The sequence below is a fragment of the Curvibacter sp. APW13 genome, assembly GCF_032337135.1.
Classification (GTDB): Bacteria; Pseudomonadota; Gammaproteobacteria; order Burkholderiales; family Burkholderiaceae_C; genus Allorhodoferax.
The window spans coordinates 252,319-277,064 of the sequence record NZ_JAVXZZ010000002.1; the positions used below are offsets into that span (position 1 = coordinate 252,319).

At 61.5% G+C, this 24,746-nt stretch carries 23 protein-coding genes; 18 read left to right on the forward strand and 5 right to left on the reverse strand.

Annotated elements, in window-relative coordinates; genetic code table 11:
* Nucleotides 1-6: 6 nt before the first annotated feature.
* A complete protein-coding gene (locus RQP54_RS09515; RefSeq protein WP_315678017.1) occupies nt 7-1,341 on the reverse strand; it encodes a glutamine synthetase family protein in 1,335 nt (444 codons plus the stop codon).
* A 219-nt stretch (nt 1,342-1,560) separates the two neighbouring features.
* Here RQP54_RS09515 and RQP54_RS09520 point away from each other — a divergent pair, with 219 nt between their 5' ends.
* The 3 genes from RQP54_RS09520 to RQP54_RS09530 are packed head-to-tail and all read left to right on the forward strand — an operon-like array spanning nt 1,561 to nt 3,598.
* Nucleotides 1,561-1,890: a cupredoxin domain-containing protein gene (locus tag RQP54_RS09520; RefSeq protein WP_315678018.1), complete on the forward strand. Its 330-nt coding sequence runs from the start codon at nt 1,561-1,563 to the stop codon at nt 1,888-1,890.
* A gap of 12 nt (nt 1,891-1,902) precedes the next feature.
* The gene (locus RQP54_RS09525) at nt 1,903-2,745 is read left to right on the forward strand and encodes an FTR1 family protein (RefSeq protein WP_315678019.1); all 843 of its coding nucleotides are present in this window, start codon (nt 1,903-1,905) and stop codon (nt 2,743-2,745) included.
* A gap of 58 nt (nt 2,746-2,803) precedes the next feature.
* Nucleotides 2,804-3,598 carry a transporter substrate-binding domain-containing protein gene (locus RQP54_RS09530; protein WP_315678020.1) on the forward strand — a complete coding sequence of 265 codons (795 nt, stop codon included), beginning with the start codon at nt 2,804-2,806 and terminating at the stop codon, nt 3,596-3,598.
* A gap of 30 nt (nt 3,599-3,628) precedes the next feature.
* On the opposite strand, the gene RQP54_RS09535 is transcribed toward RQP54_RS09530, so the two are convergent.
* From RQP54_RS09535 to xdhA, 3 genes are read right to left on the reverse strand one after another with little or no spacing between them, the layout of a single operon-like run.
* Nucleotides 3,629-3,964 carry a YnfA family protein gene (locus tag RQP54_RS09535; RefSeq protein ID WP_315678021.1) on the reverse strand — a complete coding sequence of 112 codons (336 nt, stop codon included), beginning with the start codon at nt 3,962-3,964 and terminating at the stop codon, nt 3,629-3,631.
* Nucleotides 3,961-6,291 carry a xanthine dehydrogenase molybdopterin binding subunit gene (gene xdhB, locus RQP54_RS09540; RefSeq protein ID WP_315678023.1) on the reverse strand — a complete coding sequence of 777 codons (2,331 nt, stop codon included), beginning with the start codon at nt 6,289-6,291 and terminating at the stop codon, nt 3,961-3,963. The genes RQP54_RS09535 and xdhB overlap by 4 nt, the downstream gene beginning before the upstream one ends.
* Nucleotides 6,288-7,781: a xanthine dehydrogenase small subunit gene (gene xdhA, locus RQP54_RS09545; protein ID WP_315678024.1), complete on the reverse strand. Its 1,494-nt coding sequence runs from the start codon at nt 7,779-7,781 to the stop codon at nt 6,288-6,290. Before xdhA ends, xdhB begins: the two co-directional genes overlap by 4 nt.
* A gap of 84 nt (nt 7,782-7,865) precedes the next feature.
* Here xdhA and RQP54_RS09550 point away from each other — a divergent pair, with 84 nt between their 5' ends.
* The 11 genes from RQP54_RS09550 (at nt 7,866) to RQP54_RS09600 (ending at nt 19,320) form a co-directional block, all read left to right on the forward strand.
* The gene (locus tag RQP54_RS09550) at nt 7,866-8,807 is read left to right on the forward strand and encodes a LysR family transcriptional regulator (RefSeq protein ID WP_315678025.1); all 942 of its coding nucleotides are present in this window, start codon (nt 7,866-7,868) and stop codon (nt 8,805-8,807) included.
* Nucleotides 8,804-10,357 (forward strand): ABC transporter ATP-binding protein, encoded by a 1,554-nt coding sequence (locus RQP54_RS09555; protein ID WP_409997546.1) that lies wholly within the window; start codon nt 8,804-8,806, stop codon nt 10,355-10,357. Before RQP54_RS09550 ends, RQP54_RS09555 begins: the two co-directional genes overlap by 4 nt.
* Nucleotides 10,350-11,408, forward strand: a complete 1,059-nt coding sequence (locus tag RQP54_RS09560; protein ID WP_315678026.1) for an ABC transporter permease — start codon at nt 10,350-10,352, stop codon at nt 11,406-11,408. Before RQP54_RS09555 ends, RQP54_RS09560 begins: the two co-directional genes overlap by 8 nt.
* A 13-nt stretch (nt 11,409-11,421) precedes the next feature.
* Nucleotides 11,422-12,342 (forward strand): ABC transporter permease, encoded by a 921-nt coding sequence (locus tag RQP54_RS09565; RefSeq protein ID WP_315678028.1) that lies wholly within the window; start codon nt 11,422-11,424, stop codon nt 12,340-12,342.
* Nucleotides 12,343-12,379: 37 nt separating this feature from the next.
* Nucleotides 12,380-13,531 (forward strand): BMP family ABC transporter substrate-binding protein, encoded by a 1,152-nt coding sequence (locus RQP54_RS09570; RefSeq protein WP_315678029.1) that lies wholly within the window; start codon nt 12,380-12,382, stop codon nt 13,529-13,531.
* Nucleotides 13,532-13,589: 58 nt separating this feature from the next.
* Entirely contained in the window at nt 13,590-14,633 is a 1,044-nt protein-coding gene (locus tag RQP54_RS09575; RefSeq protein WP_315678031.1) for an adenosine deaminase, read from the forward strand.
* A 38-nt stretch (nt 14,634-14,671) separates the two neighbouring features.
* On the forward strand, nt 14,672-15,085 hold the full coding sequence (locus tag RQP54_RS09580) for a response regulator (RefSeq protein ID WP_315678032.1): 414 nt from the start codon (nt 14,672-14,674) through the stop codon (nt 15,083-15,085).
* Nucleotides 15,085-15,705 carry a chemotaxis protein CheC gene (locus RQP54_RS09585; RefSeq protein WP_315678033.1) on the forward strand — a complete coding sequence of 207 codons (621 nt, stop codon included), beginning with the start codon at nt 15,085-15,087 and terminating at the stop codon, nt 15,703-15,705. The genes RQP54_RS09580 and RQP54_RS09585 overlap by 1 nt, the downstream gene beginning before the upstream one ends.
* A gap of 59 nt (nt 15,706-15,764) precedes the next feature.
* The gene (guaD, locus tag RQP54_RS09590; RefSeq protein ID WP_315678034.1) at nt 15,765-17,084 is read left to right on the forward strand and encodes a guanine deaminase; all 1,320 of its coding nucleotides are present in this window, start codon (nt 15,765-15,767) and stop codon (nt 17,082-17,084) included.
* Between the two features lie 54 nt (nt 17,085-17,138).
* On the forward strand, nt 17,139-17,705 hold the full coding sequence (dcd, locus tag RQP54_RS09595) for a dCTP deaminase (protein ID WP_315678035.1): 567 nt from the start codon (nt 17,139-17,141) through the stop codon (nt 17,703-17,705).
* Nucleotides 17,706-17,835: 130 nt separating this feature from the next.
* Nucleotides 17,836-19,320 (forward strand): DEAD/DEAH box helicase, encoded by a 1,485-nt coding sequence (locus RQP54_RS09600; RefSeq protein ID WP_315678036.1) that lies wholly within the window; start codon nt 17,836-17,838, stop codon nt 19,318-19,320.
* A gap of 25 nt (nt 19,321-19,345) precedes the next feature.
* Here RQP54_RS09600 and RQP54_RS09605 read toward each other — a convergent pair whose 3' ends face one another.
* On the reverse strand, nt 19,346-20,194 hold the full coding sequence (locus RQP54_RS09605; protein ID WP_315678037.1) for a symmetrical bis(5'-nucleosyl)-tetraphosphatase: 849 nt from the start codon (nt 20,192-20,194) through the stop codon (nt 19,346-19,348).
* 24 nt (nt 20,195-20,218) lie between these two features.
* Here RQP54_RS09605 and RQP54_RS09610 point away from each other — a divergent pair, with 24 nt between their 5' ends.
* The 4 genes from RQP54_RS09610 to rfbD all read left to right on the forward strand — a co-directional run bounded on the left by RQP54_RS09610 (nt 20,219) and on the right by rfbD (nt 24,741).
* Nucleotides 20,219-21,523 (forward strand): hemolysin family protein, encoded by a 1,305-nt coding sequence (locus RQP54_RS09610; protein ID WP_315678038.1) that lies wholly within the window; start codon nt 20,219-20,221, stop codon nt 21,521-21,523.
* 114 nt (nt 21,524-21,637) lie between these two features.
* Nucleotides 21,638-22,741: an NDP-sugar synthase gene (locus RQP54_RS09615; RefSeq protein WP_315678039.1), complete on the forward strand. Its 1,104-nt coding sequence runs from the start codon at nt 21,638-21,640 to the stop codon at nt 22,739-22,741.
* A 30-nt stretch (nt 22,742-22,771) separates the two neighbouring features.
* A complete protein-coding gene (rfbB, locus tag RQP54_RS09620; RefSeq protein ID WP_315678040.1) occupies nt 22,772-23,839 on the forward strand; it encodes a dTDP-glucose 4,6-dehydratase in 1,068 nt (355 codons plus the stop codon).
* Entirely contained in the window at nt 23,836-24,741 is a 906-nt protein-coding gene (gene rfbD / locus RQP54_RS09625) for a dTDP-4-dehydrorhamnose reductase (RefSeq protein ID WP_315678041.1), read from the forward strand. The genes rfbB and rfbD overlap by 4 nt, the downstream gene beginning before the upstream one ends.
* Nucleotides 24,742-24,746: the final 5 nt, after the last annotated feature.

Below are 24,746 nucleotides of genomic sequence, written 5' to 3' on the forward strand. Positions count from 1 at the left end.
CGTCTTTCAGACCAGCAGCAGCAGGTGCTCGCGCTCCCAGGAGCTGATGACGCGGTTGTAGGTGGCGTATTCGAGTTCCTTCACGGCGCAGAAGGCGTCGACGAAGTTCTCGCCCAGTACGTCGCGCATCTCTTCGCAGGCCCGCATGGCTTCAATCGCATCCTCGAGGTGGCGGGGCAGTTCGTGGTCCACGTTCCAGGCACTGTCGACCATGGGTTCGGTGGGTTGCACCTTGTCGCGCAGGCCGAGCCAGCCGCAGGCCAGCGTGGCAGCCATGGCGAGGTAGGGGTTCACGTCCACGCCAGGCACGCGGTTTTCCACACGGCGCGCTTCGGGGCCGGATTTGGGAATGCGGATGCCGCAGGTGCGGTTGTCATAGCCCCAGCGCACATTGATGGGGGCCGACATGAAGGGCGACAGGCGGCGGTACGAGTTCACGTAGGGGGCAAACATCGGCATGATCTGCGGGATGTAGGTCTGCAGCCCGCCAATGAAGTGGTGGAAGTGCTCGCTGGCGTTGCCGTCTTCGCGACTGAAGATGTTGTTGCCGTTGGCATCGACAATGCTCTGGTGGATGTGCATGGCGCTACCGGGCTCCCCTTCCATGGGCTTGGCCATGAAGGTGGCGAACACACCGTGGCGCAGCGCGGTTTCGCGCACCGTACGCTTGAATAGGAACACGCGGTCGGCCAGTTCCAGCGGGTCGCCGTGGGTGAAGTTGATCTCCATCTGGCCGGGACCGGCTTCGTGGATCAGGGTCTCCACGCCCAGGTCATGTACTTCGCAGAAGTGCGACAACTCCATGAAGAAGGGGTCGAAGTCGTTGACGGCATCGATGGAGTAGCTCTGGCGGCCCACCTCAGGCTTGCCGGTGCGGCCCAGCGGAGGCTGCAGGGGTTCGTGCGGGTTCTGTTGGCGAGCCACCAGGTAGAACTCCATTTCGGGCGCAACTACGGGCTTCCAGCCGCGTTGTTCGTACAGGGCCAGCACGCGGCGCAGCACGGCGCGCGGCGAGAGCTGCACCGGGCGGCCATCCCACTCCTCGCAGTCGTGGATGACGACGGCAACCGGTTCGGCGGCCCAGGGCACCACGCGGGCGGTGGTGGCGTCGGGCTTGCAGACCATGTCAGGGTCGGTGTCGCCCACGAAGGGGCCGTTGTCGGGCTGCTGGCCGTTCACGGTGTTGAGCAGCACGCTCTTCGGGATACGCATCTCGCCGCTCTTGAGGAACAAATCCTTGGGCAGGATCTTGCCGCGGGCGATACCCGTCATGTCGGGGATGACGCATTCCACCTCGTGGATACGGTTATCGGCCAGGAATTGTTCGATCGATTGGTTCATGCGAATGCTCGGTAGTGCAGATGCATGAAATTCTATTTGTGATCACAAATCAGGATTGGTTCCACTTTTTTATAGGATTTCAGTACAGCTATTCGAATAATGTGATCACCTCATGCCTTCATACGACGCGTCAAGCCAATATCGCTGGTGATTCCTTGCTGGATTTATCAAATGAGAATTGTTATCATTGTCTGTATCGAAAACATGTATGGAGTTGCAATGCGTCGCTTTCTCTTGTGTGCCGCGCTGGCCTTGACGGCCCAAGCCGGTATGGCCCAGGATGCCCAGTTCACCCTCACCATCAAGAACCACACTTTTTCGCCCAAGGAACTCACCGTTCCAGCGGGTCAGAAGTTCAAGCTGGTAGTGGTTAATGAAGACAAGACCACGGCCGAATTCGAAAGCAAGCCGCTGGGTCGCGAAAAGCTGATTCCCGGTGGCAAGTCGATCACCATCAACCTCGGTCCGCTCAAACCCGGTCGCTACGATTTCGTGGAAGAGTTCCACGAGAAGGAGCCTGGCGCCCAAGGTGTTCTGATCGCTCAGTAAGGACCGCACACCATGTTTGCCGCTGCCATCGTCGTGTTCCGGGAATCCCTGGAAGCCGCCCTCATCATCAGCATCATGGCGGCCGCTACCCGGGGCATTCCGGCGCGTTCGCGCTGGATTCTGGGCGGACTGCTGGCCGGGCTGGCGGGAGCCGCCGTGGTGGCGTCGAGCATGGAGTTCATCTCCGACTGGGCCAGCGGCATGGGTCAGGAGTGGTTCAACATCGGCATCCTCACGCTGGCCGTGGGCATGCTCGCCTGGCACAACATCTGGATGGCTGTCCACGGGCGTGAAATGGCGGCCCAGGCCGCCAGTGCCGCGCGTGCCGTGCTGGATGGATCACGCGAGCGATCCATCATCTTCCTGGTGATTGCCTTGGCCGTGCTTCGGGAGGGTTCGGAGACGGTGTTGTTCCTGTACAGCATGGCAACCTCGGAAGAGGGCGGCATGCAGGCCACGCTGCTCGGTGGTGGTGCGGGTCTGGCGGCTGGGGCGCTGGTCGGCGGCCTGTTGTACGGAGGGCTCCTGCGTGTACCGCTGCGTTGGTTCTTCGGCGTCACGGGCGTGTTGGTGCTGCTGCTCGCGGCCAGCATGGCCTCACAGATCGCCCGGTTGCTGATCCAGGCCGACGTGCTGCCCAGCTGGGGTATGCCGCTGTGGGACACTTCGGCCGTGCTGGAGCAGGGGTCGGCGCTGGGGTCCATCCTGCATGGTCTGGTGGGCTACGACCCGCAGCCGGCGGGCATGCAGCTGGTTTTCTATCTCACCACCGTCGCCGTCATTTACGCGGGGATGCGGCTGGCGTCCCCGAAGGCGGTGGTGCAGCCAGCGGTATCGATGCCGTTGCGGGCCTGACATTTCCGCGCGGATTAGGGCTTGCCGGCGCATCGGCTGGCGCATACGATGCGCTCGCATGAGCCTCTCTTTTTTGGATTTTGCTGCGGTGTGGTGTGCGGTGCGCCGAACCCTGGTGGCCATGGTGGCCGCCTGTTGTGTCGGTGCAGGTGCCCAGCCTGCGGAGGTACGTGTCGCGATCGGCGAATATCCGCCATTCAAGGTGCAGTCCGTGCCCGGTGGCGGGGTGCTGACGGAGGTAGTCGTCGAGGCATTCAAGGCACGCAATGTCAATGTGGTGCTGGAGTGGGTGCCCAACAACCGTGCCATTGTTGGCACCATGGCTGGCTACTACGATGCCAGCTTCGGGTGGGCCCACAGCGCCGAACGCGATGAAGCGCTGTACTTTTCGGCCAAGCCTATCCATACCTACCGCATGGTGTTCGTGCAGCGTGCACAGGAGCCACGTGCCTGGGCGCAGCTGAGTGACCTGGCGGGCCAACGCATCGGTGTCACGCGCGGCAACTTCTATTCCCAGCCGTTTGCTGATCTGGTCGATCAGAAGGTTCTGGAGGTGGATGTGGGTAACGACGACATCAACGGGCTCAACAAGCTGTTGTTGGGGCGTGTTGACCTGTTCCCCCTGGAGGAGTCGGTGGCGCACTACATGCTGGGGACGCGCTTCAATGCGGAGGACCGCTCCCGGTTTCTGGTGCAGAAGAAGGAGTTCTGGGTAGTACCGATCTTCCTCGTGGTTTCCAAGAAGGTGCCGGGCGCGAGGGACATCATCAATGAGTTCGACGCCGGCTATGCGGAACTGCAGCGCAGCAAGCGACTGGACGCCTTGCTCAAGCGATTGCCCGGCCGCAATTGAGCTCGGCTGGGGAAGGAGACGCTCTCGGCGTCAGGCTGCGTCCGGTTGCAGTGCGATGACAGCCATGCCGGCCAGGGACAAGCCGGCACCTAGCAGGTCCCAGCGCGAGAGGGACAGTCCGTCGACCCAATGCAGCCACAACAAGGCCACGGCGATGTACATGCCGCCATAGGCCGCATAGGTGCGGCCTGCAGCGCTGGGGTGCAGGGTCAGCAGCCAGGCAAACAAGGCCAGCGACAGGGCGGCAGGCAGGAGCAGCCAGGCGCTCTTGCCTTGCCGCAGCACCAGCCAAGGCAGGTAGCAGCCCACGATTTCCGCCACAGCGGTGAGGGCGAACAAGCCGCCGATGCGCAGCAGTTCGCTCACGCCAAGCGTCCCAGGGCACGTAAAACGTTTTCCGCCGTCGCTGGGGCCGTGAGTTGCACCGGCTGCCCATCGCCACGGGCCTGGGCAATGGCGTCACGCAAGGCCTCGTAGACGCTGATGCCCAGCATGAACGGTGGCTCGCCGACTGCTTTGCTGCCGAACACGTTGTCTTCGCGGTTGGCCTCGGGCCAGAGCTCCACCTTGAAGTGTTCCGGTACGTCGCCTGCGGTGGGAATCTTGTAGGTGCTCGGGGCGTGCGTTGTCAGCAGACCCTTGTCGTTCCACACCAGCTGCTCGGTGGTGAGCCAGCCCATGCCCTGCACGAAGGCGCCTTCGATCTGGCCGATGTCCAGCCCCGGGTTGATGGAGCGGCCCACGTCATGCAGGATGTCGACCTTGAGCACCTTGCTTTCGCCCGTGAGGGTGTCGATGACGACCTCGGTGCAGGCCGCGCCATAGGCGAAGTAGTAGAAGGGGCGGCCGCTGAGCGTGGTCTTGTCGTAGTGGATCTTGGGGGTGCGGTAGAAGCCGTCGCTCCAGAGCTGGATGCGGTTGGCGTAGGCCTGCTTCACCACGTCGTCAAAGTCACGCGTGGTCTTGGGTGAGTGGACTTTCCCGCCTTCAAAGCGAATGGCACCCGCCCCGCAGCCGTCCAGCCCGCAGACGAAGGAAGCCAGGTTGTCGCGCACATTGCGTGCGGCAAACTGTGCGGCGCGGCCATTGAGGTCGGTTCCCGAGCTGGCGGCGGTGGCCGAGGCGTTGGGTACCTTGCTGGTGTCGCTGGCGGTGCACAGCACGCGCTCGTAGGGCACGCCGAGCTCGTCGGCCACGATCTGTGCCACCTTGGTGTTGAGGCCCTGGCCCATTTCGGTACCGCCATGGTTCACCTGCACGCTGCCGTCGGTGTAGACATGCACCAGCGCACCGGCCTGATTGAACAGGGTGGCGGTGAAGCTGATGCCGAACTTGACCGGGGTGATGGCTAGGCCCTTCTTGAGCGTCGGGTGGCTGGAGTTCCATGCCAAAACGGCCTCTCGCCCTCGTCGGTATTGCGCAGAAAGCTCCAATTTCGATAGCAACGGCTGGAGGATGTTGTCCTCCACCTTCATCTGGTAGTGGGTGGTGTCGCGCTGCAACGCCGTGCCGGGAATCACCTCGTCGCTGTACAGGTTGCGCAGGCGCACGTCCAGAGCGTCCTTGCCCAGGTGCCGGGCAATGTCGCCCAGGATGGTTTCGATCGCGATCACGCCCTGCGGGCCACCGAAGCCGCGGAACGCCGTGTGGCTTTGGGTGTTGAGCTTGAGGCGGTAGCTGGTGATGTCTACGTCCTGCAGGTAGTAGGCGTTGTCGCTGTGGAAGATGGCGCGGTCCGCCACCGGGCCGGAGAGGTCGGCACTGAAGCCGCAGTGCGCGGCCATCTGCAACTGCAGGCCACACAGTCGGCCGGTGTCGTCAAAGCCTACCGTGTACTCGTAGGAGAACGGGTGGCGTTTGCCCGTGATCATGAAGTCGTCGTCCCGGTCCAGGCGCAGCTTCACCGGGGCCCTGAACTTCTGCGCCGCCACAGCCGACCACACGGCCAGGTGCCCAGCCTGCGTTTCCTTGCCGCCAAAGCCACCGCCCATGCGGCGGCATTCGACGCGCACCGCATGGTTGTCCAGCCCCAAGGCGTGCGAAACCCAGTGTTGCACCTCGCCCGGGTGCTGGGTGCTGCTGTAGATCTGCCACTGGTTCTGCTCCAGCGGCACGGCGTAGGCGATCTGGCCTTCCAGGTAGAAATGCTCCTGGCCACCCACCTCGAGGGTGCCACTCAGGCGGTGCGGGGCCCGTGCCAGGGCGGCTGCGGCATCGCCTCGGCGCACCGTGACGGGGGGCAGCACGTAGTTCTTCTGCGCCAGCGCATCCTGCACCGTCAGCACCGCAGGCAGGGGATCAATGTCCAGCCGCACCTTGCGGGCCGCCTTGCGTGCCTGCATGACCGTGCGTGCCACCACCAGGCCGACCACCTGGCCGATGTGCTGCACCGTGTCTATGGCAAACACCGGCTCATCCCCGGCAAAGGCGGCCAGCATCGGATCGCCCGGAATGTCTTTGGACAGCACGACGCCACACACGCCTGGCATGGCCAGCGCCGCGCAGGCGTCGACGCCGCGCAGGCGCCCGTGGGCCACGTTCGACAGGATGGGTGCGGCATAGAGGGTGCCACGGATCTCCGGCAGGTCATCGATGTAGTGCACGGCACCGGCCACCTGGGCCAGGGCGCTTTCGTGCACCAGGGTCTTGCCAGCGGCCGGGGTGGTTAGATGGGAAGCGGCTTTTTGGCTCATGCGTGGGCTCCTTCGGCGCGAAGCTGGCGCACTTCGACGAGGGCCTGGCCCTGCGATTCCAACCAGAAGCGCTGCAACAGGTTGCCCAGCACCGTGCGGCGGTAGTCGCTGGAGGCCCGCATGTCGGAAATCGGACTGAATTCCGCACGCAGAACTTGCTGGGCGCGTTGCACCGTGGTCATGTTCCAAGGTTGGCCGCGCAACGCCGCTTCGGTTTGCGCAGCGCGGGCTGGCGTGGCGGCCACGCCACCGGCGCCAATGCTGGCTTGATGCACGACGCCATCGACGATGTGCAGGCTCAGCACGAGGCACACGGCCGAGATATCGTCTTCGAACCGCTTGGAGATCTTGTAGGACCGGGTCAGTTCGCTAGCAGTGGGACGCGGCACCTTGATCCAGGCCAATACCTCGTTGGGCAGGAATACGTTCTGGCGGTAGCCGGTGTAGAGCTTTTCCAGCGGCATCTCGCGGTGGCGGATCTGGCCTTTGCCGTTCTTTTCTTGCTCCCAGCGCATCAGGACCACGTTGGCCCCCAAGGCGATGAGCAGCGGCATGGAGTCGCCAATGGGTGAGCCATTGGCCACGTTGCCACCCAGCGTGCCGGCGTTGCGCACCGGCTGGCCGGCAAAGCGGTGGGCGAAGTCGGTCAGTTGGGGGCGATCGGCTACCAGGGCGGCAAACGCGTCGGTCAGCGAGACGGCCGCACCGATGGCAATGTGGTGGGGATAGGTTTCCACCCGCTGAAGTTCTGCCACGCGGGTGAGGTCGATGATGCGGCCAAACTCCTTGTGCATCTTGGTGATCCACAGGCCGACGTCGGTGCAACCGGCCACCAGCTGTGCCTGCGGGTGCCGGGCCCGCGTCTGCAGCAGGTCTTTCAGCGTGGTCGGGGAAATGTAGGTCGAATCAGGCTCTGGCCCTCGTAATTCTTGCGCAAGCAGCTTCAGTTTTGATAGCGTCTCGACTTCATCCACGGCCACCCTTGGTAGCGTCTGCATGGATTCCGCGGCATCGAGAATCGGGCGGTAGCCGGTGCAGCGGCACAGGTTGCCGGAAAGCGCTTGCGCGGCTTGCTCGCGCGACACGGTCTCGCCCTGAAGCGTATGGTTCTGGTACAGGCTGAAGAGGCTCATCACGAAGCCAGGGGTGCAGAAGCCGCATTGCGAAGCGTGGCATTGGGCCATGGCCTGCTGGGTGGGGTGCAGCGAGCCATCCGGCTGCACCAGGTCCTCCACCGTCCACAAGGCCATGCCGTTGGCGGCGTGGGCGGGCTTGATGCAGCTGTTCACGGCCCGGGTGCGCAGCTGGCCGTTCTCTTCCTGTCCGAGCACCACAGTGCAGGCACCGCAGTCGCCTTCGCCGCAGCCTTCCTTGGTGCCGCAGCTATGCAGATCCTCGCGCAGCACTTCGAGCAGGGTGCGCTCGGGGGGGACGTTGTGCAGCGTGATGGTCTCGCCGCGACGCAGAATTCGCAGGGGTGGGTGGTTCATGGCTTCATCCTCTCTGCTTAGGGTATGTCGGTATGCTCCTGCCCTACATACGCCTTAGCATATGGCATAAATCACCACCGCGGTATGACAGACCTGACCCAATTCGACAAGATAGACCTCCACTTGATAAGGGTCTTGCACACCGTGTTGACTGAACGCAGCGTCTCGAGAGCAGCTATCCGCCTGGGGATGCACCAGCCTGCGGTGAGTGCGGCCTTGAAGCGTCTGCGGGACTACGCCGGAGACCCGCTTTTGGTGCGCAGCGGCTCCGGTATGGTGCCCACGGTAGCGGGCCTGCGCATGGTCGAGCCGGCAGCCAACATCCTGCGTGATGCGCAGCGCCTGTTCTCCGACGCCCGCGAGTTTGCGCCGGCTACCAGCCGGGCGGTCTTTCGCATTGCCGCCAGTGACTACCTGGATCCCCAGTTCCTTCCGCGCCTGGTCAAGGACGTGAAGGAAAACGCGCCCCTGTCCGAGATCGAAATCCACCCGCTGACCGCCGCCACGGATTACCAACAGCAGTTGGCACGTGGCGACGTCGATGTGGTGATCGGTAACTGGCTCACACCACCGCTGGACTTGCACATGGGCAAGCTGTTTTCCGACGAAGTGGTGTGTCTGGTGTCGGAAAAACACCCCGCAGTGCGCCGTGGCTGGGACGAGGCGGCCTGGCTGGAGGTGGACCACATTGCACCTACCGCAACCCACATGGGGGCCCGGGGCGTCATCGACGAGCATTTGGCCAACCTGGGCTTGCGCCGCCACATCGTGGCGCGCTGCCCGCATTTCGGCCTCATCCCCGGCATGGTGGCATCGACCTTGCTTGTGTTGACGACAGGGCGGCAGTACTGCGAGCGCTTTGTCGATGAGCTTCCGGTGCGTATCCTGCCGTGTCCGGTAAAGTTCCCGCCTCTGGTGTACTACCAGCTTTGGCACGAACGCGCACACACCTCGGCCTCCAGCCGCTGGCTGCGCGATCGCGTCAAGGCGGTAGCCGCTACCCTGAAAACCAAAACTACGGCATGACCATGTCCCATCCTCATCCGAGACTGCAGCTCACCGGCATCACCAAGGCCTACCCGAGCGTGGTTGCCAACAGCGATGTGTCCCTGACCGTGCAGGCGGGAGAAATCCATGCCGTGCTGGGTGAGAACGGCGCGGGTAAGTCCACCCTGATGAAGATCATCTACGGCTCGGTCAAACCCGACGCCGGTGAGATGCGCATCAACGGCCAGCCGATCGTCATCCGCAACCCCAACGATGCGCGCGCCAATGGCATCAGCATGGTGTTCCAGCACTTCAATCTGTTCGAGACCATGACCGTGGCCGAGAACGTCTGGCTGGGGCTGATGCGAACCAGTCTGGAGCAGGTGAGCGCCGCCATCCTGGCCAAGGCCAACGAATACGGGCTGGACATTGACCCGAACCGTCCTGTCCATACGTTGAGCGTGGGCGAAATGCAGCGGGTCGAAATCATCCGCGCACTGCTCACGCGGCCCGAGCTCCTGATCCTGGACGAGCCCACCTCGGTGTTGACACCGCAGGCCGTAGAGAAACTCTTCGTGGTGCTCAAGCAGTTGTCCAGCGAAGGGTGCTCGATTCTCTACATCAGCCACAAGCTCGACGAGATACGCGAGTTGTGCACCGCTTGCACGGTGTTGCGTGGTGGCAAGGTGACCGGAGTGTGCAACCCACAGGAGGAAAGCAATGCCTCGCTGTCGCGCCTGATGATCGGTGCGGAACCGCCGCAGTTGGTGCACCGTCCGCAGACGCCAGGTGCTGCGGTTCTCAACGTCAAGGGTCTGTCGCTGGAGAAGGAAGACCAGTTTGGCGTGAACCTGCAGGGCATTCAGTTCGAGGTGCGTTCCGGGGAAGTCGTGGGTATCGCCGGGGTATCCGGCAATGGCCAGAAGGAACTGCTGTATGCCTTGTCCGGCGAAGACTGTCGCGCGCCCATCGACAGCATTCACATCGGCGGTGCCGACGCCAGCAAGCTGAACCCTGCACAGCGCCGCGCCAAGGGCCTGCACTTCGTTCCCGAAGAGCGTTTGGGTAGGGGCGCGGTTCCGACGCTCAGTCTGGCGCAGAACCTGCTCCTGACGCGCAACGAGTCGATATCGGCACCGAAATTCGCCGGGGGTTGGATCCGGGTGCGCTCCTTGGACGAGCACGCTGCGCGCTTGATCAAGGCATTCAACGTGAAGGCCGGTGGCCCGCATTCGGCGGCCAAGTCGCTCTCGGGTGGCAACCTGCAAAAGTTCATTGTCGGCCGCGAAATCGACGCCAAGCCCACCCTGTTCATCGTGTCGCAGCCCACCTGGGGTGTGGACGTAGGTGCGGCAGCGCAGATTCGTGGCGAGATCTTGGCCCTGCGCGATGCCGGGTGTGCGGTGCTGGTGGTCAGCGAAGAACTGGATGAGTTGTTTGAAGTGAGCGATCGGTTGCATGTGATCGCAGGGGGGCGCCTGTCGCCATCCATGCCCATAGGAGAAGCCACGGTGGAAAAAATCGGTATCTGGATGAGTGGCCTGTGGGATGGAGCCAAACCTGCCAAGGCGGAGGTGGCGCATGCTTAAGCTCGAAACCCGCCCCCAGCCGTCCAGTTTCTGGAGCTATGGCTCGCCGGTGCTGGCACTGGTCGTGACGGTAATCATCGGTGTCATTCTTTTCAGTGCGCTCGGCAAGGACCCGGTGCGCGGCTTGCAGGTGTTTTTCTGGGAACCGATCAAGTCCAGCTACGCCTTGAGTGAACTGGTGGTGAAAGCCACGCCCTTGCTGCTCATCGCGCTGGGGCTGGCGGTATGTTTCCGATCCAACGTGTGGAACATCGGGGCGGAAGGCCAGTACATCCTGGGGGCGATTGGCGCCAGTGGTGTGGCCTTGCTGGCGGACAAGGGTACCGGTGGCGGCATCGTTGTCGCCATCGTGCTGGCGGGCATCCTGGGTGGCATGCTGTGGGCGGCCATTACGGCCTTGCTGCGCGACAAGTTCAATGCCAATGAAATCCTGGTGAGTCTGATGCTGGTCTACGTTGCCATCCAGGTACTGCAGTTTCTGGTGCTGGGGCCCTGGAAAGACCCCCATGGCTACAACTTCCCGCAAACCAAGACCTTCGATGCCATCACCCGCATCCCGAAGCTGATGGAGGGTTCGCGCTTGAATATCGGCGTCATCTTGGCGTTGTTGGGCGTAGCCGGATTCTGGGTTTTCCTCTTCCGTACGCGGTCGGGCTTTGCCTTGCAAGTTGGGGGCCTGGCCCCGCACGCGGCGCGTTACGCGGGCTTCTCTTCCCGCAAGGCCATGTGGACCGCTCTGCTGGTCTCGGGCGGAATGGCGGGTCTGGCCGGTGCGCTGGAGGTCGCGGGACCGATTGGCCAGCTGACGCCCCATGTGCCGGTGGGCTACGGGTTCGCCGCCATCATCGTGGCCTTCGTGGGGCGGCTGCATCCCGTGGGCATGGTGTTTTCCGCCATTCTCATGAGCATGTTCTACATTGGTGGTGAACTGGCCCAGTCTCGCTTGGGCCTGCCCAAATCACTGACGGGCGTATTCCAGGGCCTTTTGTTGTTCAGTCTGCTCGCCTGCGACACGCTGGTGAACTACCGTCTGCGTTTCAAGCGCGCGTAAGGAGAGGATGCACATGGAATCGTACGCACTGCTGATTGCAGCGACGCTGAATGCCGGTACGGTGTTGGCGATTGCGGCCCTCGGGCTGTTGATCAATGAAAAGGCGGGTATCGTGAACTTGGGGGCGGAGGGCATGATGTTGTGCGCAGCCATCGCTGGGTTTGCTACTGTGGTGCATACCGGCAGCGACTTGCTCGGTTTTGGTGCCGGGATGGCCGTCGGCGCCCTGATGGCCACCATCTTTGGCGGGCTGGTTATCTGGCTCAATACCAACCAGTATGCGACCGGCCTGGCGCTGAGCCTCTTCGGTGCCGGTTTTTCCGCATTTGCGGGCATAGCCTATGTCCAGGAAAAGATACCTGAGCGTGAGAGCTTCGACATTCCCGGCTTGAGCGACATTCCTCTGGTAGGCCCTGCGCTGTTCAAGCACCACCCGCTGGTGTACCTGACCATCGTCTTTGCGTTGGCGCTCATCTGGTTCCTGTACAAGACACGATCCGGGCTCATTCTGCGCAGTGTGGGGGAAAGTCCGGAGTCCGCCCACGGCCTGGGTTACCCGGTGCGCAAGATCCGCCTGCTCGCGGTCATGGTCGGTGGCGCGTTGTGCGGACTGGCCGGGGCATACATCTCCGTTATCTACACCCCCCTGTGGGTAGAAGGTATCGTGGCTGGAAAAGGGTGGATCGCGCTGGCCCTGACCACGTTTGCCACCTGGCGTCCGGCACGGGTATTGCTTGGTGCCTACCTGTTCGGTGGTGTGACCATGCTGCAGTTCCATCTGCAAGGCGCCGGCGTGGACATTCCCAGCCAGTTCCTGAGCATGCTGCCGTACGTGGCCACGATCGTGGTGCTGGCGCTGATTTCGCGCAATCCCCGCTGGATTCGTATTAACATGCCAGCTTCGATCGGGAAGCCTTTTTACCCCGGTTCTTGAACCAGCTTATTTCTTTTTTTCACAACGAGGACTCGACATGACAGACATGCAAAAACGCTCCCTCTTGAAAGTTGCCGCACTGGCGGCTGCTGCCAGTGCGGCCCTTGTGGCCTGCGGCAAGAAGGAGGAGCCGGCTCCCGCCCCCGCACCTGCACCCGCTGCTTCGGCTCCCGCGAAGCCTGAGCCGCTCAAGATTGCGTTTGCCTATGTTGGTCCTGTTGGCGATGGCGGTTGGACTTTCGCCCACGATACCGGTCGCAAGGCAGTGGAAAAGGAATTCGGCGACAAGGTCGTCACTTCCTTTGTGGAGAACGTTCCCGAGTCCGCTGACGCCGAGCGTGTCATTCGCGACATGGCTGCCCAAGGCAACAAGCTGATCTTCGGTACCACCTTCGGTTACATGGAGCCCATGCTGAAGGTGGCGGCTGACCATCCTGGCGTCAACTTCCAGCATGCCACTGGGTACAAGACCGCTGCCAATATGAGCACCTACGACAGCCGCACCTACGAGGGGGCGTACATGGCAGGTGTGATTGCCGGCAAGATGACCAAGTCCAACACCCTCGGTGTAGTGGCTTCGATCCCAATTCCCGAGGTGATCCGCAACATCAACTCCTTCACCCTGGGCGCGCAGAGCAGCAACCCAAAGGTCAAGACCAAGGTGGTGTGGGTGAACGAATGGTTCAATCCGCCGAAAGAAACCGAAGCAGCCACCAGCCTGATCAATGGCGGTGCTGACGTCCTGTTCCAGAACACCGATTCTCCTGCCGTGCTCAAGACCGCTCAGGACAAGGGCAAGCGCGCCTTCGGTTGGGACTCTGACATGACCGCCTACGGTCCCAAGGCCCACCTGGCTTCCGCCATCATCAACTGGGGTCCCTACTACATTCAAGCCACCAAGGATGCCTTGGCCGGCAAGAAGGAGTCGACCCAGTCCTGGTGGGGTGTGAAAGAGGGCGCGATCGACATCGTTTCCATCGCGGAAGACGTGCCTGCCGAAACCAAGGCCAAGGTCGAAGAAGTCAAGGCAGGCCTGAAGGCTGGCACCTTCTCCATCTGGAAGGGCCCCATTGTCGACAACACCGGCAAGGAGCAGCTCAAGAAGGATGAAGTGGCCGATGACAAGTTCCTGGGTGGCCTGAACTTCTACGTCAAGGGCGTGGAAGGCAAGATCCCTGGCGCCAAGTAATATCGGTAGCACCAACCAAGGCCGCTGCAAAGCGGCCTTTTTTTCTGGAGAGGCCGCAATGCTGTATCGAACGATTGATCCCGAAAGACTGCCCGAACTGCTGTGCAAGATGCCCAAGGCGGAATTGCACATGCACATCGAGGGTTCACTGGAGCCAGAGCTCATGTTCGCGCTGGCGCGCCGCAACGGCGTGGCCATGAAATACCCCTCGGTAGAGGCGCTGCGCGGTGCCTACGAATTCGACAACCTGCAAAGCTTTCTGGACATCTACCACGAGGGCACCTTGGTGCTCAAGACCGAGCAGGACTTCTACGACATGACCTGTGCCTACCTTGAACGCGCCAAGGCGGACAACGTGTTGCACACGGAAATCTTCTTTGATACCCAGACCCACATCGGCCATGGATTGGCAGCGAAGGTTGTGGTGGATGGTTTGTACCGGGCCTGTCAGGATGCGCCCGCCAAGTATGGCGTCACGGCTTCCCTGATCCTGTGCTTCCTGCGTCATCTGAGTGAGCAGGAGGCGTTTGCCTGCCTGGAAGAGGTGATGCCCATGCGGGAGAAGATCGTAGGCATCGGTCTGGCCTCCAGTGAGGCGGGGCATCCGCCCGAGAAATTTGCGCGGGTCTTTGCGCGCGCCAAGGAGCTCGGTTTCCGGCTGGTGGCCCACGCAGGCGAGGAGGCAGGGCCGGAGTACATCTACAGCGCACTGGACGTCCTGCACGTCGAGCGAATCGACCATGGCGTGCAGGCCATACGCGACCCCGAACTCGTGCGCCGGCTGGCCCGGGAAAGTGTGCCCTTGACGGTGTGCCCGATTTCCAACCTCAAGCTCAAGGTGGTGCATCGGCTGCAGGACCATTGCCTGGGGGCTTTGCTCGATGCCGGGGTCTGTGCCACGGTCAACTCCGACGATCCGGCCTACTTTGGCGGCTACATCAACGAGAACTACACCCAAACCTTCGCCGCGTTGCCCCTGAACGCAACCCATGCCTACCAACTCGCGCGCAACAGCTTTCAGGCCAGCTTCATGGAAGAGGCCCAGCGCAAACAGTGCATCGAGAGGCTCGACAAGGTGTTCGAAACTTTCTATCGCCCTTGAATGCGTCACTGCGGTGTGCGCAATAATCGGCACCATAAATGATCATCACAAGAGGAGATTTCATGGCGCAGGACATGAATACACAAGGCAGCAAACTGTTGATCGTGGACGACAGCAAGGTGTCGCGCATGCGCATTCGTGCGTTCTTTGACAATCATTGTCCGAGTTGGGTCGTCCAGGAAGCAGGGAGTGGTGATGAGGCATTGCAGCTTTGTGCGAGCTTCGTACCTGACTATGTGACCATGGATGTCAATATGCCAGGCATCAGTGGCTTTGAGGCGGCACCACGCATTCTGGCCATCAATCCGCTTGCACGGGTCGTGATGCTGACGGCCAATATCCAGGAGAGCAGCAAGCAGATGGCAGCCAATCTGCAGCTGAGTTTCGTTGCCAAACCGGTCACGGAGGCATCCCTGCAGCAGGCGCTCAACTTCATGCTGGTGACGCCATGATGAGGCTTAGCGAACTGGAAATCGATGCTCTGGGCGAGATCTTCAATGTTGGTGTGGGTCTGGCTGCGGACGTGATGAGCCAGATGGTCAACGAGACGGTGCGATTGTCGGTGCCGATCGTTGAAGTCGTTAGCCACGATCAGGCTGGACTGTATTTCGTGGAACGCATCAAGCGCCCTTTATGTGCCATACGACAGACCTACGTCGGTGAGGTCACCACCGACGCCATCTTGATGTTTCCTGAAGACAATAGCCTGGAGTTGGTGCGTGCCATGGTCGGTAGTGATGTGCCGGTGGAGCAGCTGGCGGACATGGAGCGTGATGCCATGGCCGAGATCGGCAACATCATTCTCAATGCCGTAATCTCCAGCATTTCCAATACCTTGAACCTGTCTTTTGACGGCTCGCTTCCGGATGTCAGCATCATTGATGCACAGGGCATATTCACGGATCTCGTGGGGCGGAGCAAAGCGGGCGGCGCCCCGTCATCGGTGTTGGCACTGACCATTGATTTCGCACTGGAAACCAGACAGGTCAATGGCTACCTTGCATTCCTGCTGGACATTCCGTCCAGCGAGCGCTTGGTGGTGCAATTGGCACGCTACATCGAGAGCATCTGATAGCGGATATTTGCGAAGTTGTATAACGCCGCGTGCGACCGCCCGCTACAGTGCATCTGATGAAAGCATTTCGTTCGCGTCTTTTGTGGTTTCCCCATGGGGCGGCACAGGCCTGTCTTGAAGATGACGGCCTGTTGGTGCTGGAGCGCCATGGTTGTGGCCATTGGGTGGTTCGGGCCGTCGGTGCGTGGCAGGCTTTGCATGGCCAATTTGCTGACGTTCCGACCGAGCACTTGCCCGGACGAATCATCGCTCCGGGATTTGTCGATCTGCATATTCATTTTCCCCAGGCCAACATCATTGGCTCGCCAGCCGATGGATTGCTGCCATGGTTGGAGAATTACACCTTTCCAGAAGAGTCACGGTATGCTGATCCGGCTTACAGCACGCGAGCTGCGGAGGCCTTCGTCGATGAATTGGTGCGCAATGGCGTGACGACTGCCGTTGCATTCGCCACTTCGCACCCGCATTCCGTGCAGGCCTTGAATGCGCGGGCGTTCGAACGCGGCTTGCGGCTTGTCAGTGGGCTGGTGCTGATGGATCGCAATGCGCCTGACTACCTGCTCAATCCCTCCAGTGGGGCGGTAGGGGCCACCGAGCAGAGTTTGCGCGACACGGAATCCCTGATTCAGCAATGGCATGGCAAGGGCCGCATTGGCTACGCCATCACGCCACGGTTTGCCCCGACCAGTTCGGAAGCGCAGTTGCGCGGTGCGGGGGAGTTGGCGGCCCAATTCCCCGATGTCTGGATCCAGTCGCACGTGTCGGAGAACAGGGATGAGATTGCCTGGGTACGCGAGCTGTTTCCGAAGGCGCACAGTTACCTGGGGGTCTATGAGCACTTTGGTTTGATGCGCAGGCGTGCACTGTATGCCCATTGCATCCACTTCGACGACTACGATCGCGCGATGATGCGTGACCATCATGCCGGGGCGGCGGTCAGTCCCACCAGCAATCTATTTTTGGGCAGCGGTTTTTTTGATTTCGTCGGGGCGGACCGTGTGGGCTTCCACTACGGGTTGGCCAGCGATGTAGGTGGTGGTACATCGTTCAGTCCTTTCCACACCATGCTCGCGGCGTATTACGTGGGGCGTGAGGGAATGACCAAGCAAGGGCTATCGCTGTCTCCGCAGCATCTGTGGTGGCAGCACACCGCCGGTGCCGGACAAGCGATGGGACTGTGCGGTGACAACGGGGAGGCAGTGGTCGGCAACCTGGTCGAAGGCGCCGACGCTGATTTTGTCGTACTTAATCCTCAGGCCACGCCTTTGTTGGCACGCAAGACGGCTGGGGCGCAGACACTGGATGAACTGCTGTTCTCTCTTATAGTACTGGGGGATGACCGGGTCATCGAGCGAACCCATCTCGCGTCGGTCTGATGGCGCTGGGGATGCATCGGGAGCACCACTAGAATGGTGCTTTTGGAGCGCAACATGAGCATCAAGAGCGACAAGTGGATTCGGCGCATGGCCGAACAGCACGGCATGATCGAGCCCTTCGAGCCCGGGCAGATCCGACAGCGCGACGGCAACCGCCTGATCAGCTATGGCACCAGCAGCTATGGGTACGACATTCGCTGTGCGGCGGAGTTCAAGGTGTTTACCAACATCCACAGCACTGTGGTTGATCCCAAGAATTTTGACGAAAAGAGTTTCGTCGACTTCCATGATGATGTCTGCATCATCCCGCCCAACAGTTTCGCATTGGCCCGCACCGTCGAATATTTCCGCATTCCTCGCAACGTGTTGACCATCTGCCTGGGGAAAAGCACGTATGCGCGCTGCGGCATCATCGTCAACGTGACTCCCTTCGAGCCGGAGTGGGAGGGCTATGTCACGCTGGAGTTTTCCAATACGACACCGCTGCCAGCCAAGATCTATGCCGGCGAAGGTTGTGCGCAAGTGCTCTTTTTCGAGAGTGACGAAGTCTGCGAAACCAGCTACAAGGATCGTGGTGGCAAGTACCAGGGTCAGCACGGTGTGACGCTGCCCAAGGCCTGATCGGCACCTGCTGCGGGTGTTGCCTGCGTTGGAATCCTGCCGGATTTGCGGGCTATGGGGGATAATGCGGGTTGCCCTCTGACCCAGAGGGTGGTTGGGCAACGTCGCCCAGCCTACCGATCTCCATTGCATGACAGAACACACCGCCGTTACACAAGCCCCTGAATCCACGAAGGCCGCCGAGCCTGTTTCCCAGTCGTTTGCGAACCTGGAATTGGCCCCGGCACTGCGCAAGGCCGTGGCTGAAATGGGCTACCAGTCCATGACGCCGATTCAGGCGCAAGCGATTCCCGTGGTGATTCAGGGTTGTGATGTCATGGGGGCAGCACAGACCGGTACGGGGAAAACGGCGGCGTTTTCCTTGCCTCTGCTGCACCGCATGATGAAGCACGAGAATGCCTCCACGTCGCCAGCACGTCACCCCGTCCGTGCCTTGGTTCTGTTACCCACCCGTGAATTGGCCGATCAGGTAGCGCAGCAAATCAAACTGTTTGCCAAGTACACACAACTGCGTAGCGCAGTGGTGTTTGGGGGGGTCGACATGAAGCCGCAGACCCTCGAACTGAAGGCCGGGGTCGAAGTGCTGGTGGCTACCCCTGGTCGTTTGCTTGACCATATCGAGGCCAAGAGTGCGGTTCTGAACCAGGTGGAGTACGTCGTGCTCGACGAGGCCGACCGCATGCTCGACATTGGCTTCTTGCCGGATCTGCAGCGCATTCTTTCCTATCTGCCCAAGCAGCGAACCACCTTGCTGTTTTCGGCCACGTTTTCACCTGAAATCAAGCGATTGGCGAGCAGCTACCTGCAGAACCCGGTAACGATCGAGGTGGCACGGCCGAACGCCACGGCTTCGACAGTGGAGCAGCGCTTCTTCGGTGTCCCAGAGGACAACAAGCGTCGCGCATTGCATGAACTTCTGCGTCAGCGCGAAATCCGCCAGGCATTTGTTTTTGTCAATAGCAAGCTCGGGTGTGCACGGCTGGCGCGCGCGTTGGAGCGCGATGGCCTGAAGGCGGCCGCTCTGCATGGTGACAAGAGCCAGGATGAGCGACTGAAAGCCTTGGATGCCTTCAAGAAAGGCGAAGTCGACCTGTTGGTGTGTACCGATGTGGCCGCGCGCGGTTTGGACATCAAGGATGTCCCCGCAGTCTTCAACTTTGATCTGCCGTTCAATGCCGAAGACTACGTACACCGCATTGGCCGCACTGGGCGCGCTGGCGCCAATGGCCTGGCCTTCAGTTTCGTAGGCGGTGGCAATGACGCCAGGCTGGCTTCCGACATCGAGAAACTGATCAAGAAGAAGATCGAGGTGGAGGGCCTGGAGTTTGCGTCGGATCTGCCGGACATTCACCGCCAGGGGCGCATCAACTCCGGACGTCGCATGTACTCGGACCAGTCCCACGGCGAGCACCACCGCAGCACACCGCGCGGCGACTTTGCCCGACCGGTACAGACACCACGCGATCCGTTCTTTGACAAGCCTTACGAGCCGGCTGCGGCCGATGCCGCTGCTGCACCTGCAGCGTGGGAAGCAGGAAGTCGACCGGCAGCCCGTAGCATTTCTGCCAATATTCGTCCCAAGCGCAAGGTGGCTGCGCTGTTCAAGGCCTCTTGATCGGCAGCCTTTTCCTCCAACGCACTCAAGTGCCCGGGGCTTGCATTTGGGGGCAGTCCACGGTGATCAGCTCCGGACTCCAGTGCTGTCGGTCGGAAACACGTAGCGCTGCAAGCTGACCACCCCAGACGCAACCCTGGTCCAAGGCATACACGTCCTCCCGGCCTAGCCAGCCCAAGGTAGACCAGTGGCCGAAAGCCACGATGTCCCGTGCGGTTTGGCGCCCTGGGACGTCAAACCAGGGCATGCAGCCGTCCGGCGCCGATGCGGCGGGGCCCTTGGCGGAAAACTCCATGGTCCCCTGCGCATCGCAGAAGCGCAGGCGTGTCAGCGCATTGACGATCACGCGGATACGGTCGTGCCCCTTCAGGTCGTCGTGCCATCGGGATGGTGCATCGCCATACATGGTGGCAAAGAAATCCCGCGCGGCGTTACTTTGAAGTACGGCTTCCACTTCCCGCGCTAACGACACAGCTTGATTGGCAGACCATTGGGGCAATACGCCCGCATGCACCATCAGCACGGTTCTCGTGCCGATTACCTCACGGTGGGCCAAACCTTGGTGGCGCAACCAGTGCACCATCGCATCGCGGCCCGGGTCTTCCAGCAACGGCGTAAGTGTGTCCTTGCGTTTCGGAGGTCGGCAGCCGTGGGCCACGGCCAGCAAGTGCAGGTCATGGTTTCCCAGCAGGCAGTGGGCGCTACTTCCATAGGCCATCAGTCGACGCACGACCGCCACCGAATCGGGGCCGCGGTTGACCAGATCGCCGAGCACATACAGGGTGTCTCGGCTGGGAGAGAAGTCCACATGATGCAGAAGCTGGGCCAGCGCGTCGTCGCAGCCTTGGATATCGCCAATCAGGTACAGTGCCATCTTCCGATTTTCGCCGCAGTTTCCATGGATTTCTTGCTGATACTGGTGTTGACCGTGCTCAATGGCTTGTTCGCCATGAGCGAGCTGGCGCTTACGGCCAGCAAGCGCATCCACCTGCAGAACATGCAGGACGCCGGTGACAAGGGCGCGCGGGCCGCCCTCGTGCTGCTCGACAATCCGACCCAGTTCCTTTCGGTGGTGCAGGTAGGTATCACCTCGATTGGCATGCTCAATGCCATTGTCGGCGAGGCTGCGTTCAGCGAAGGATTGGCCCAGTGGCTCAAGGGTACGGTGCACCTGTCGGATCGGGTGGCTGAAGTCACGGCTACGGGTTTGGTCGTGACGTGCATCACCTTTTTGACCATTCTTCTGGGTGAGCTGGTTCCGAAGCGCATTGGGCAGCTGTATCCGGAGCAGGTCGCCAGCCTGCTGGCGCGGCCGATGACTTGGGTTGCCCGCCTTGCCCGCCCATTCGTGCGATTGCTGTCGTATTCGACGCATGGCATCTTGCGTCTGTTGCGCATCGATACGACCGACAGCCGCGGGGTGACCGAGGCGGAGATTTCGGCCAGCCTGGAGGAGGGGGTGGACGCCGGCATCATCGAAGAGCACGAGCACCAGATGGTGCGCAACGTGTTTCACTTGGATGACCGCACCCTGACGTCAATGATGCAGCCGCGTTCCGAAATTCAGTGGGTCGATGCGACGGCCACCGTGGCGCAGACCCTGGAGTCTCTGGGCCAAGGTCGTGAGCACCACTCCTGGTATCCGGTATGCCGGGGGTCCCTCGAGCAGGTCGTGGGCATGATCAGCGTCGCTCGGCTGCTCGAATTGGGAACCACTGCCCAGGGGGGCATCGAGGATTGGGCTGAGCCGGCGGTTTTCGTTCCCGAAACGCTCAATGGCATGGAGTTGATCGAGCACTTTCGTGCCAAGGCCGCACGCATGGTGTTCGTAGTGGACGAATATGGTGATTTGCAGGGGCTGCTGACGCCATTTGACCTGTTGCAGGCGATTACCGGAGAACTCAAGCCGACAGTGGCTGCCGACGCGTGGGCACAAAAGGAGGACAACGGTGGATGGCTGCTGGATGGCGCCATGCCGGTGGAGGAAATGAAGCATCGCCTGGACATCGATGTCGAGTTGCCGTTGGAGCAGCGTTACAGCACGGTCGCCGGATTGCTGATGGCAGTCAGTGGGCGCCTGCTGGCGGTTGGTGAGAGGGTCCAATGCGCTGGATGGGAGTTTGAGGTTGCAACGGTGCAAGGCATGCGTCTGGACAGCATTCGGGCTACACCCCGGGCCCAGCAGCCACCTGCCGCGACATAGGGCGCATTTTCGGGCCCCCCCTGGGTTTGCGGCATCAGTGCAGGGCATGCCTGTGAGGAGTCTGCATGGGTTTACACTCGCTTGCATGATGAACGCGGCGGCGAGAGACAAGCGATGACCAAGGGCATGATTCTGGCGGCGGGCCAGGGAACACGCGTTCGTCCCCTGACCAATGATGTGCCCAAACCCATGATTCCCATTCTGGGCAAGCCCGTGATGGAGTATTTGATTGAGCTCATGGCATCCCACGGTATCCGGGAAATCATGGTCAATGTGGCCTGGCACCACAGGAAGATCGAAGAGTATTTTGGCGATGGCCGGCGCTGGGGGGTCGAAATCGGTTACTCCTACGAAGGCGCTTTGGAGCATGGCGACGTGGTGCCGCGGCCCAAAGGGTCTGCCGGTGGCATGCGCCATATTCAGGATTGCTCTGGGTTTTTCGACGAAACGACCGTGGTGGCGTGTGGTGATGCGTTGGTCGATTTGGACTTGACAGCAGCCGTTGCCGAACACCGCGACCAGGGGGCGTTGGCCAGTGTGGTGGCCCTGGAAGTGCCGCGCAGCGACGTGGCCAACTACGGCATCGTGGTCGCCGATGCAGCGGGGAGGATCGAGTCCTTCCAGGAGAAACCCACGCCAGCCCAAGCACAGTCCACCTTGGCCTCCACCGGTATCTATCTGTTTGAGCCCGCAGTGCTGGAGCACATTCCGGCACAGCAAAGCTACGACATTGGGTCACAGCTGTTTCCTTCACTGGTGGGGAAAGGTCTGCCATTTTTCGTCCAGAGCCGCCCCTTCCGGTGGATCGATATCGGTCGCGTCACGGACTATTGGTCGGTCCTGCAGCGAGCACTGGCTGGTGAATTGGCCAACGTGACCATGCCGGGACGGGAGATCCGCCCCGGTGTGTTTGTCGGACTCAGCGTTCAGGTCGATTGGGATACGGTCGACATCCAGGGGCCCGTGTACCTGGGCTCGTCGGTGCGCATCGAGTCCGGTTGCACGGTGCGTGGCCCTGCATGGATTGGCCATGGTAGTCATCTGCGGTCTGGGGCAAGGCTGGACCGCTGCGTGCTCATGGAGTACACGCGCATCGGTACCGATGTCGCGATGGCAGACATGGTGGTGTCACCGCGTTATTGTGTTGACCGCCAGGGACATACGACCTACCGGGGTGATGACAGCACCCATCTGCGCTGGAGCGATGCCCGCGCCTGAAAGCAACATTCACTGAAGTATTCCCAAACCATGACCATTCTTGTCACCGGCGGCGCAGGCTTCATCGGCAGCAATTTTGTGCTGGACTGGCTGGCCCAGTCGAACGAAACCGTGATCAATCTGGACAAGCTCAGCTATGCGGGCAACCTGCAAAACCTGGCCTCCCTGCAGGGAGATTCCCGCCACACCTTCGTTCAAGGCGACATTGGTGATGCGGCCGTGGTGGGGCCACTGCTGCGAGACCACGGCGTGCGTGCGGTCGTCAACTTTGCTGCCGAGAGCCACGTTGACCGCTCCATTCACGGCCCTGAAGCCTTCGTGCAGAACAACATCGTCGGCACCTTCCATCTGCTCGAAGCGGTGCGTGCGTACTGGAGCGAACTCCCTGCGCAAGGCAAGAGCGGCTTTCGCTTCCTGCACGTCAGCACCGACGAAGTCTATGGGTCACTCGCCAAGGACGATCCGGCCTTCACCGAACGCAACCCCCACGAACCCAACAGTCCCTACAGTGCCAGCAAGGCTGCCAGCGACCATCTGGTGCGCGCGTGGCACCACACCTATGGGCTGCCGGTACTCACCACCAACTGCTCCAACAACTACGGTCCCTACCATTTCCCCGAGAAGCTGATTCCGCTGATGATCGTCAACGCCCTGGCCGGCAAGCCCTTGCCCGTTTACGGAGATGGCCAGCAGATCCGCGACTGGCTCTATGTGAAGGACCACTGCAGTGCCATCCGCCGCGTGCTCGAAGCGGGCAGGGTCGGGGAGACGTACAACGTTGGTGGTTGGAACGAGAAAGCCAACATCGACATCGTCCAGACCGTCTGCACACTGCTCGACGAACTCCAGCCTCGTGCTGATGGCAAGCGCTACGCCGAACAGATCACCTACGTGGCAGACCGCCCCGGCCACGACCGCCGCTACGCCATTGATGCCCGCAAGATCGAGCGCGAACTCGGCTGGAAGCCGGCCGAAACCTTCGACACCGGCATCGCGAAGACCGTGCGCTGGTACCTGGACAACCCCCAGTGGGTCGCCAATGTGCAAAGCGGCAGTTACCGCCAGTGGGTGAACCAGCAGTACGGCGCACAGGCATGAAGATACTGCTCTTTGGCCGTGGTGGCCAGGTCGGCTGGGAGCTCCAGCGTGCCTTGAGCGTCCTTGCAAACGTGGTCGCGCTGGACGCGGACGCCAGCACCAACCCCGGCGGCCTCTGTGGCGACTTCACCAACCTGCAGGGCCTGCGAGCCACCGTGGACGCCGTGCGCCCGGACGTCATTGTCAACGCCGCCGCCCACACGGCGGTGGACAAGGCAGAGTCCGAGCCCGAGCTTGCACGGCTGATCAACGCACTGGCCCCTGCCGCGCTGGCGCAGAAAGCTATTAAAACAGGAGCATGGCTGGTGCACTACAGCACCGACTATGTCTTTGACGGCAGCGGCAGCGCACCGTGGACCGAGGAACATGCCACGTGTCCCTTGAGCGTGTACGGCCGAACCAAGCTGGAAGGCGAGCAGGCCGTGGCCAGTAGCCCGAAGCACCTCATCTTGCGCACCAGCTGGGTCTATGCTGCCCGCGGGGGCAACTTTGCCAAGACCATGCTGCGCCTTGCAACCGAGCGCGAACAGCTCACCGTCATCGACGACCAATGGGGGGCACCGACCTCGGCCGAACTGTTGGCCGATGTCACCGCCCATGCCATACGCACCCTGCAGACCCGACCAGGGCTGGCCGGCCTGTACCACTGCGTCGCAGCTGGGGAGACCACTTGGAACGGCTACGCCCGCTTTGTGCTGAGCCAAGCGCAGGCCCTGGGCCTGCCCCTGAAGGCCACTCCCGAAGCAGTGCTACCTACGCCCACCAGCAGCTACCCCACACCAGCCCGCCGTCCGCTCAACTCGCGCATGTCCACCGCCAAGCTGCAACAGGCCTTTGGCCTGCAGCTGCCCCCCTGGCAACAGGGGGTAGCCCGCATGCTCACCGAAATCGCCCAGAAGTAGAAGAC

Coding starts and splice junctions, on each gene's coding strand:
- RQP54_RS09515 (WP_315678017.1), bottom strand. CDS start 1,341: ATGAACCAATCGATCGAACAATTCCTGGCCGATAACCGTATCCACGAG.
- RQP54_RS09520 (WP_315678018.1), top strand. CDS start 1,561: ATGCGTCGCTTTCTCTTGTGTGCCGCGCTGGCCTTGACGGCCCAAGCC.
- RQP54_RS09525 (WP_315678019.1), top strand. CDS start 1,903: ATGTTTGCCGCTGCCATCGTCGTGTTCCGGGAATCCCTGGAAGCCGCC.
- RQP54_RS09530 (WP_315678020.1), top strand. CDS start 2,804: ATGAGCCTCTCTTTTTTGGATTTTGCTGCGGTGTGGTGTGCGGTGCGC.
- xdhB (WP_315678023.1), bottom strand. CDS start 6,291: ATGAGCCAAAAAGCCGCTTCCCATCTAACCACCCCGGCCGCTGGCAAG.
- xdhA (WP_315678024.1), bottom strand. CDS start 7,781: ATGAACCACCCACCCCTGCGAATTCTGCGTCGCGGCGAGACCATCACG.
- RQP54_RS09550 (WP_315678025.1), top strand. CDS start 7,866: ATGACAGACCTGACCCAATTCGACAAGATAGACCTCCACTTGATAAGG.
- RQP54_RS09555 (WP_409997546.1), top strand. CDS start 8,804: ATGACCATGTCCCATCCTCATCCGAGACTGCAGCTCACCGGCATCACC.
- RQP54_RS09560 (WP_315678026.1), top strand. CDS start 10,350: ATGCTTAAGCTCGAAACCCGCCCCCAGCCGTCCAGTTTCTGGAGCTAT.
- RQP54_RS09565 (WP_315678028.1), top strand. CDS start 11,422: ATGGAATCGTACGCACTGCTGATTGCAGCGACGCTGAATGCCGGTACG.
- RQP54_RS09570 (WP_315678029.1), top strand. CDS start 12,380: ATGACAGACATGCAAAAACGCTCCCTCTTGAAAGTTGCCGCACTGGCG.
- RQP54_RS09575 (WP_315678031.1), top strand. CDS start 13,590: ATGCTGTATCGAACGATTGATCCCGAAAGACTGCCCGAACTGCTGTGC.
- RQP54_RS09580 (WP_315678032.1), top strand. CDS start 14,672: ATGATCATCACAAGAGGAGATTTCATGGCGCAGGACATGAATACACAA.
- RQP54_RS09585 (WP_315678033.1), top strand. CDS start 15,085: ATGAGGCTTAGCGAACTGGAAATCGATGCTCTGGGCGAGATCTTCAAT.
- guaD (WP_315678034.1), top strand. CDS start 15,765: ATGAAAGCATTTCGTTCGCGTCTTTTGTGGTTTCCCCATGGGGCGGCA.
- dcd (WP_315678035.1), top strand. CDS start 17,139: ATGAGCATCAAGAGCGACAAGTGGATTCGGCGCATGGCCGAACAGCAC.
- RQP54_RS09600 (WP_315678036.1), top strand. CDS start 17,836: ATGACAGAACACACCGCCGTTACACAAGCCCCTGAATCCACGAAGGCC.
- RQP54_RS09605 (WP_315678037.1), bottom strand. CDS start 20,194: ATGGCACTGTACCTGATTGGCGATATCCAAGGCTGCGACGACGCGCTG.
- RQP54_RS09610 (WP_315678038.1), top strand. CDS start 20,219: ATGGATTTCTTGCTGATACTGGTGTTGACCGTGCTCAATGGCTTGTTC.
- RQP54_RS09615 (WP_315678039.1), top strand. CDS start 21,638: ATGACCAAGGGCATGATTCTGGCGGCGGGCCAGGGAACACGCGTTCGT.
- rfbB (WP_315678040.1), top strand. CDS start 22,772: ATGACCATTCTTGTCACCGGCGGCGCAGGCTTCATCGGCAGCAATTTT.
- rfbD (WP_315678041.1), top strand. CDS start 23,836: ATGAAGATACTGCTCTTTGGCCGTGGTGGCCAGGTCGGCTGGGAGCTC.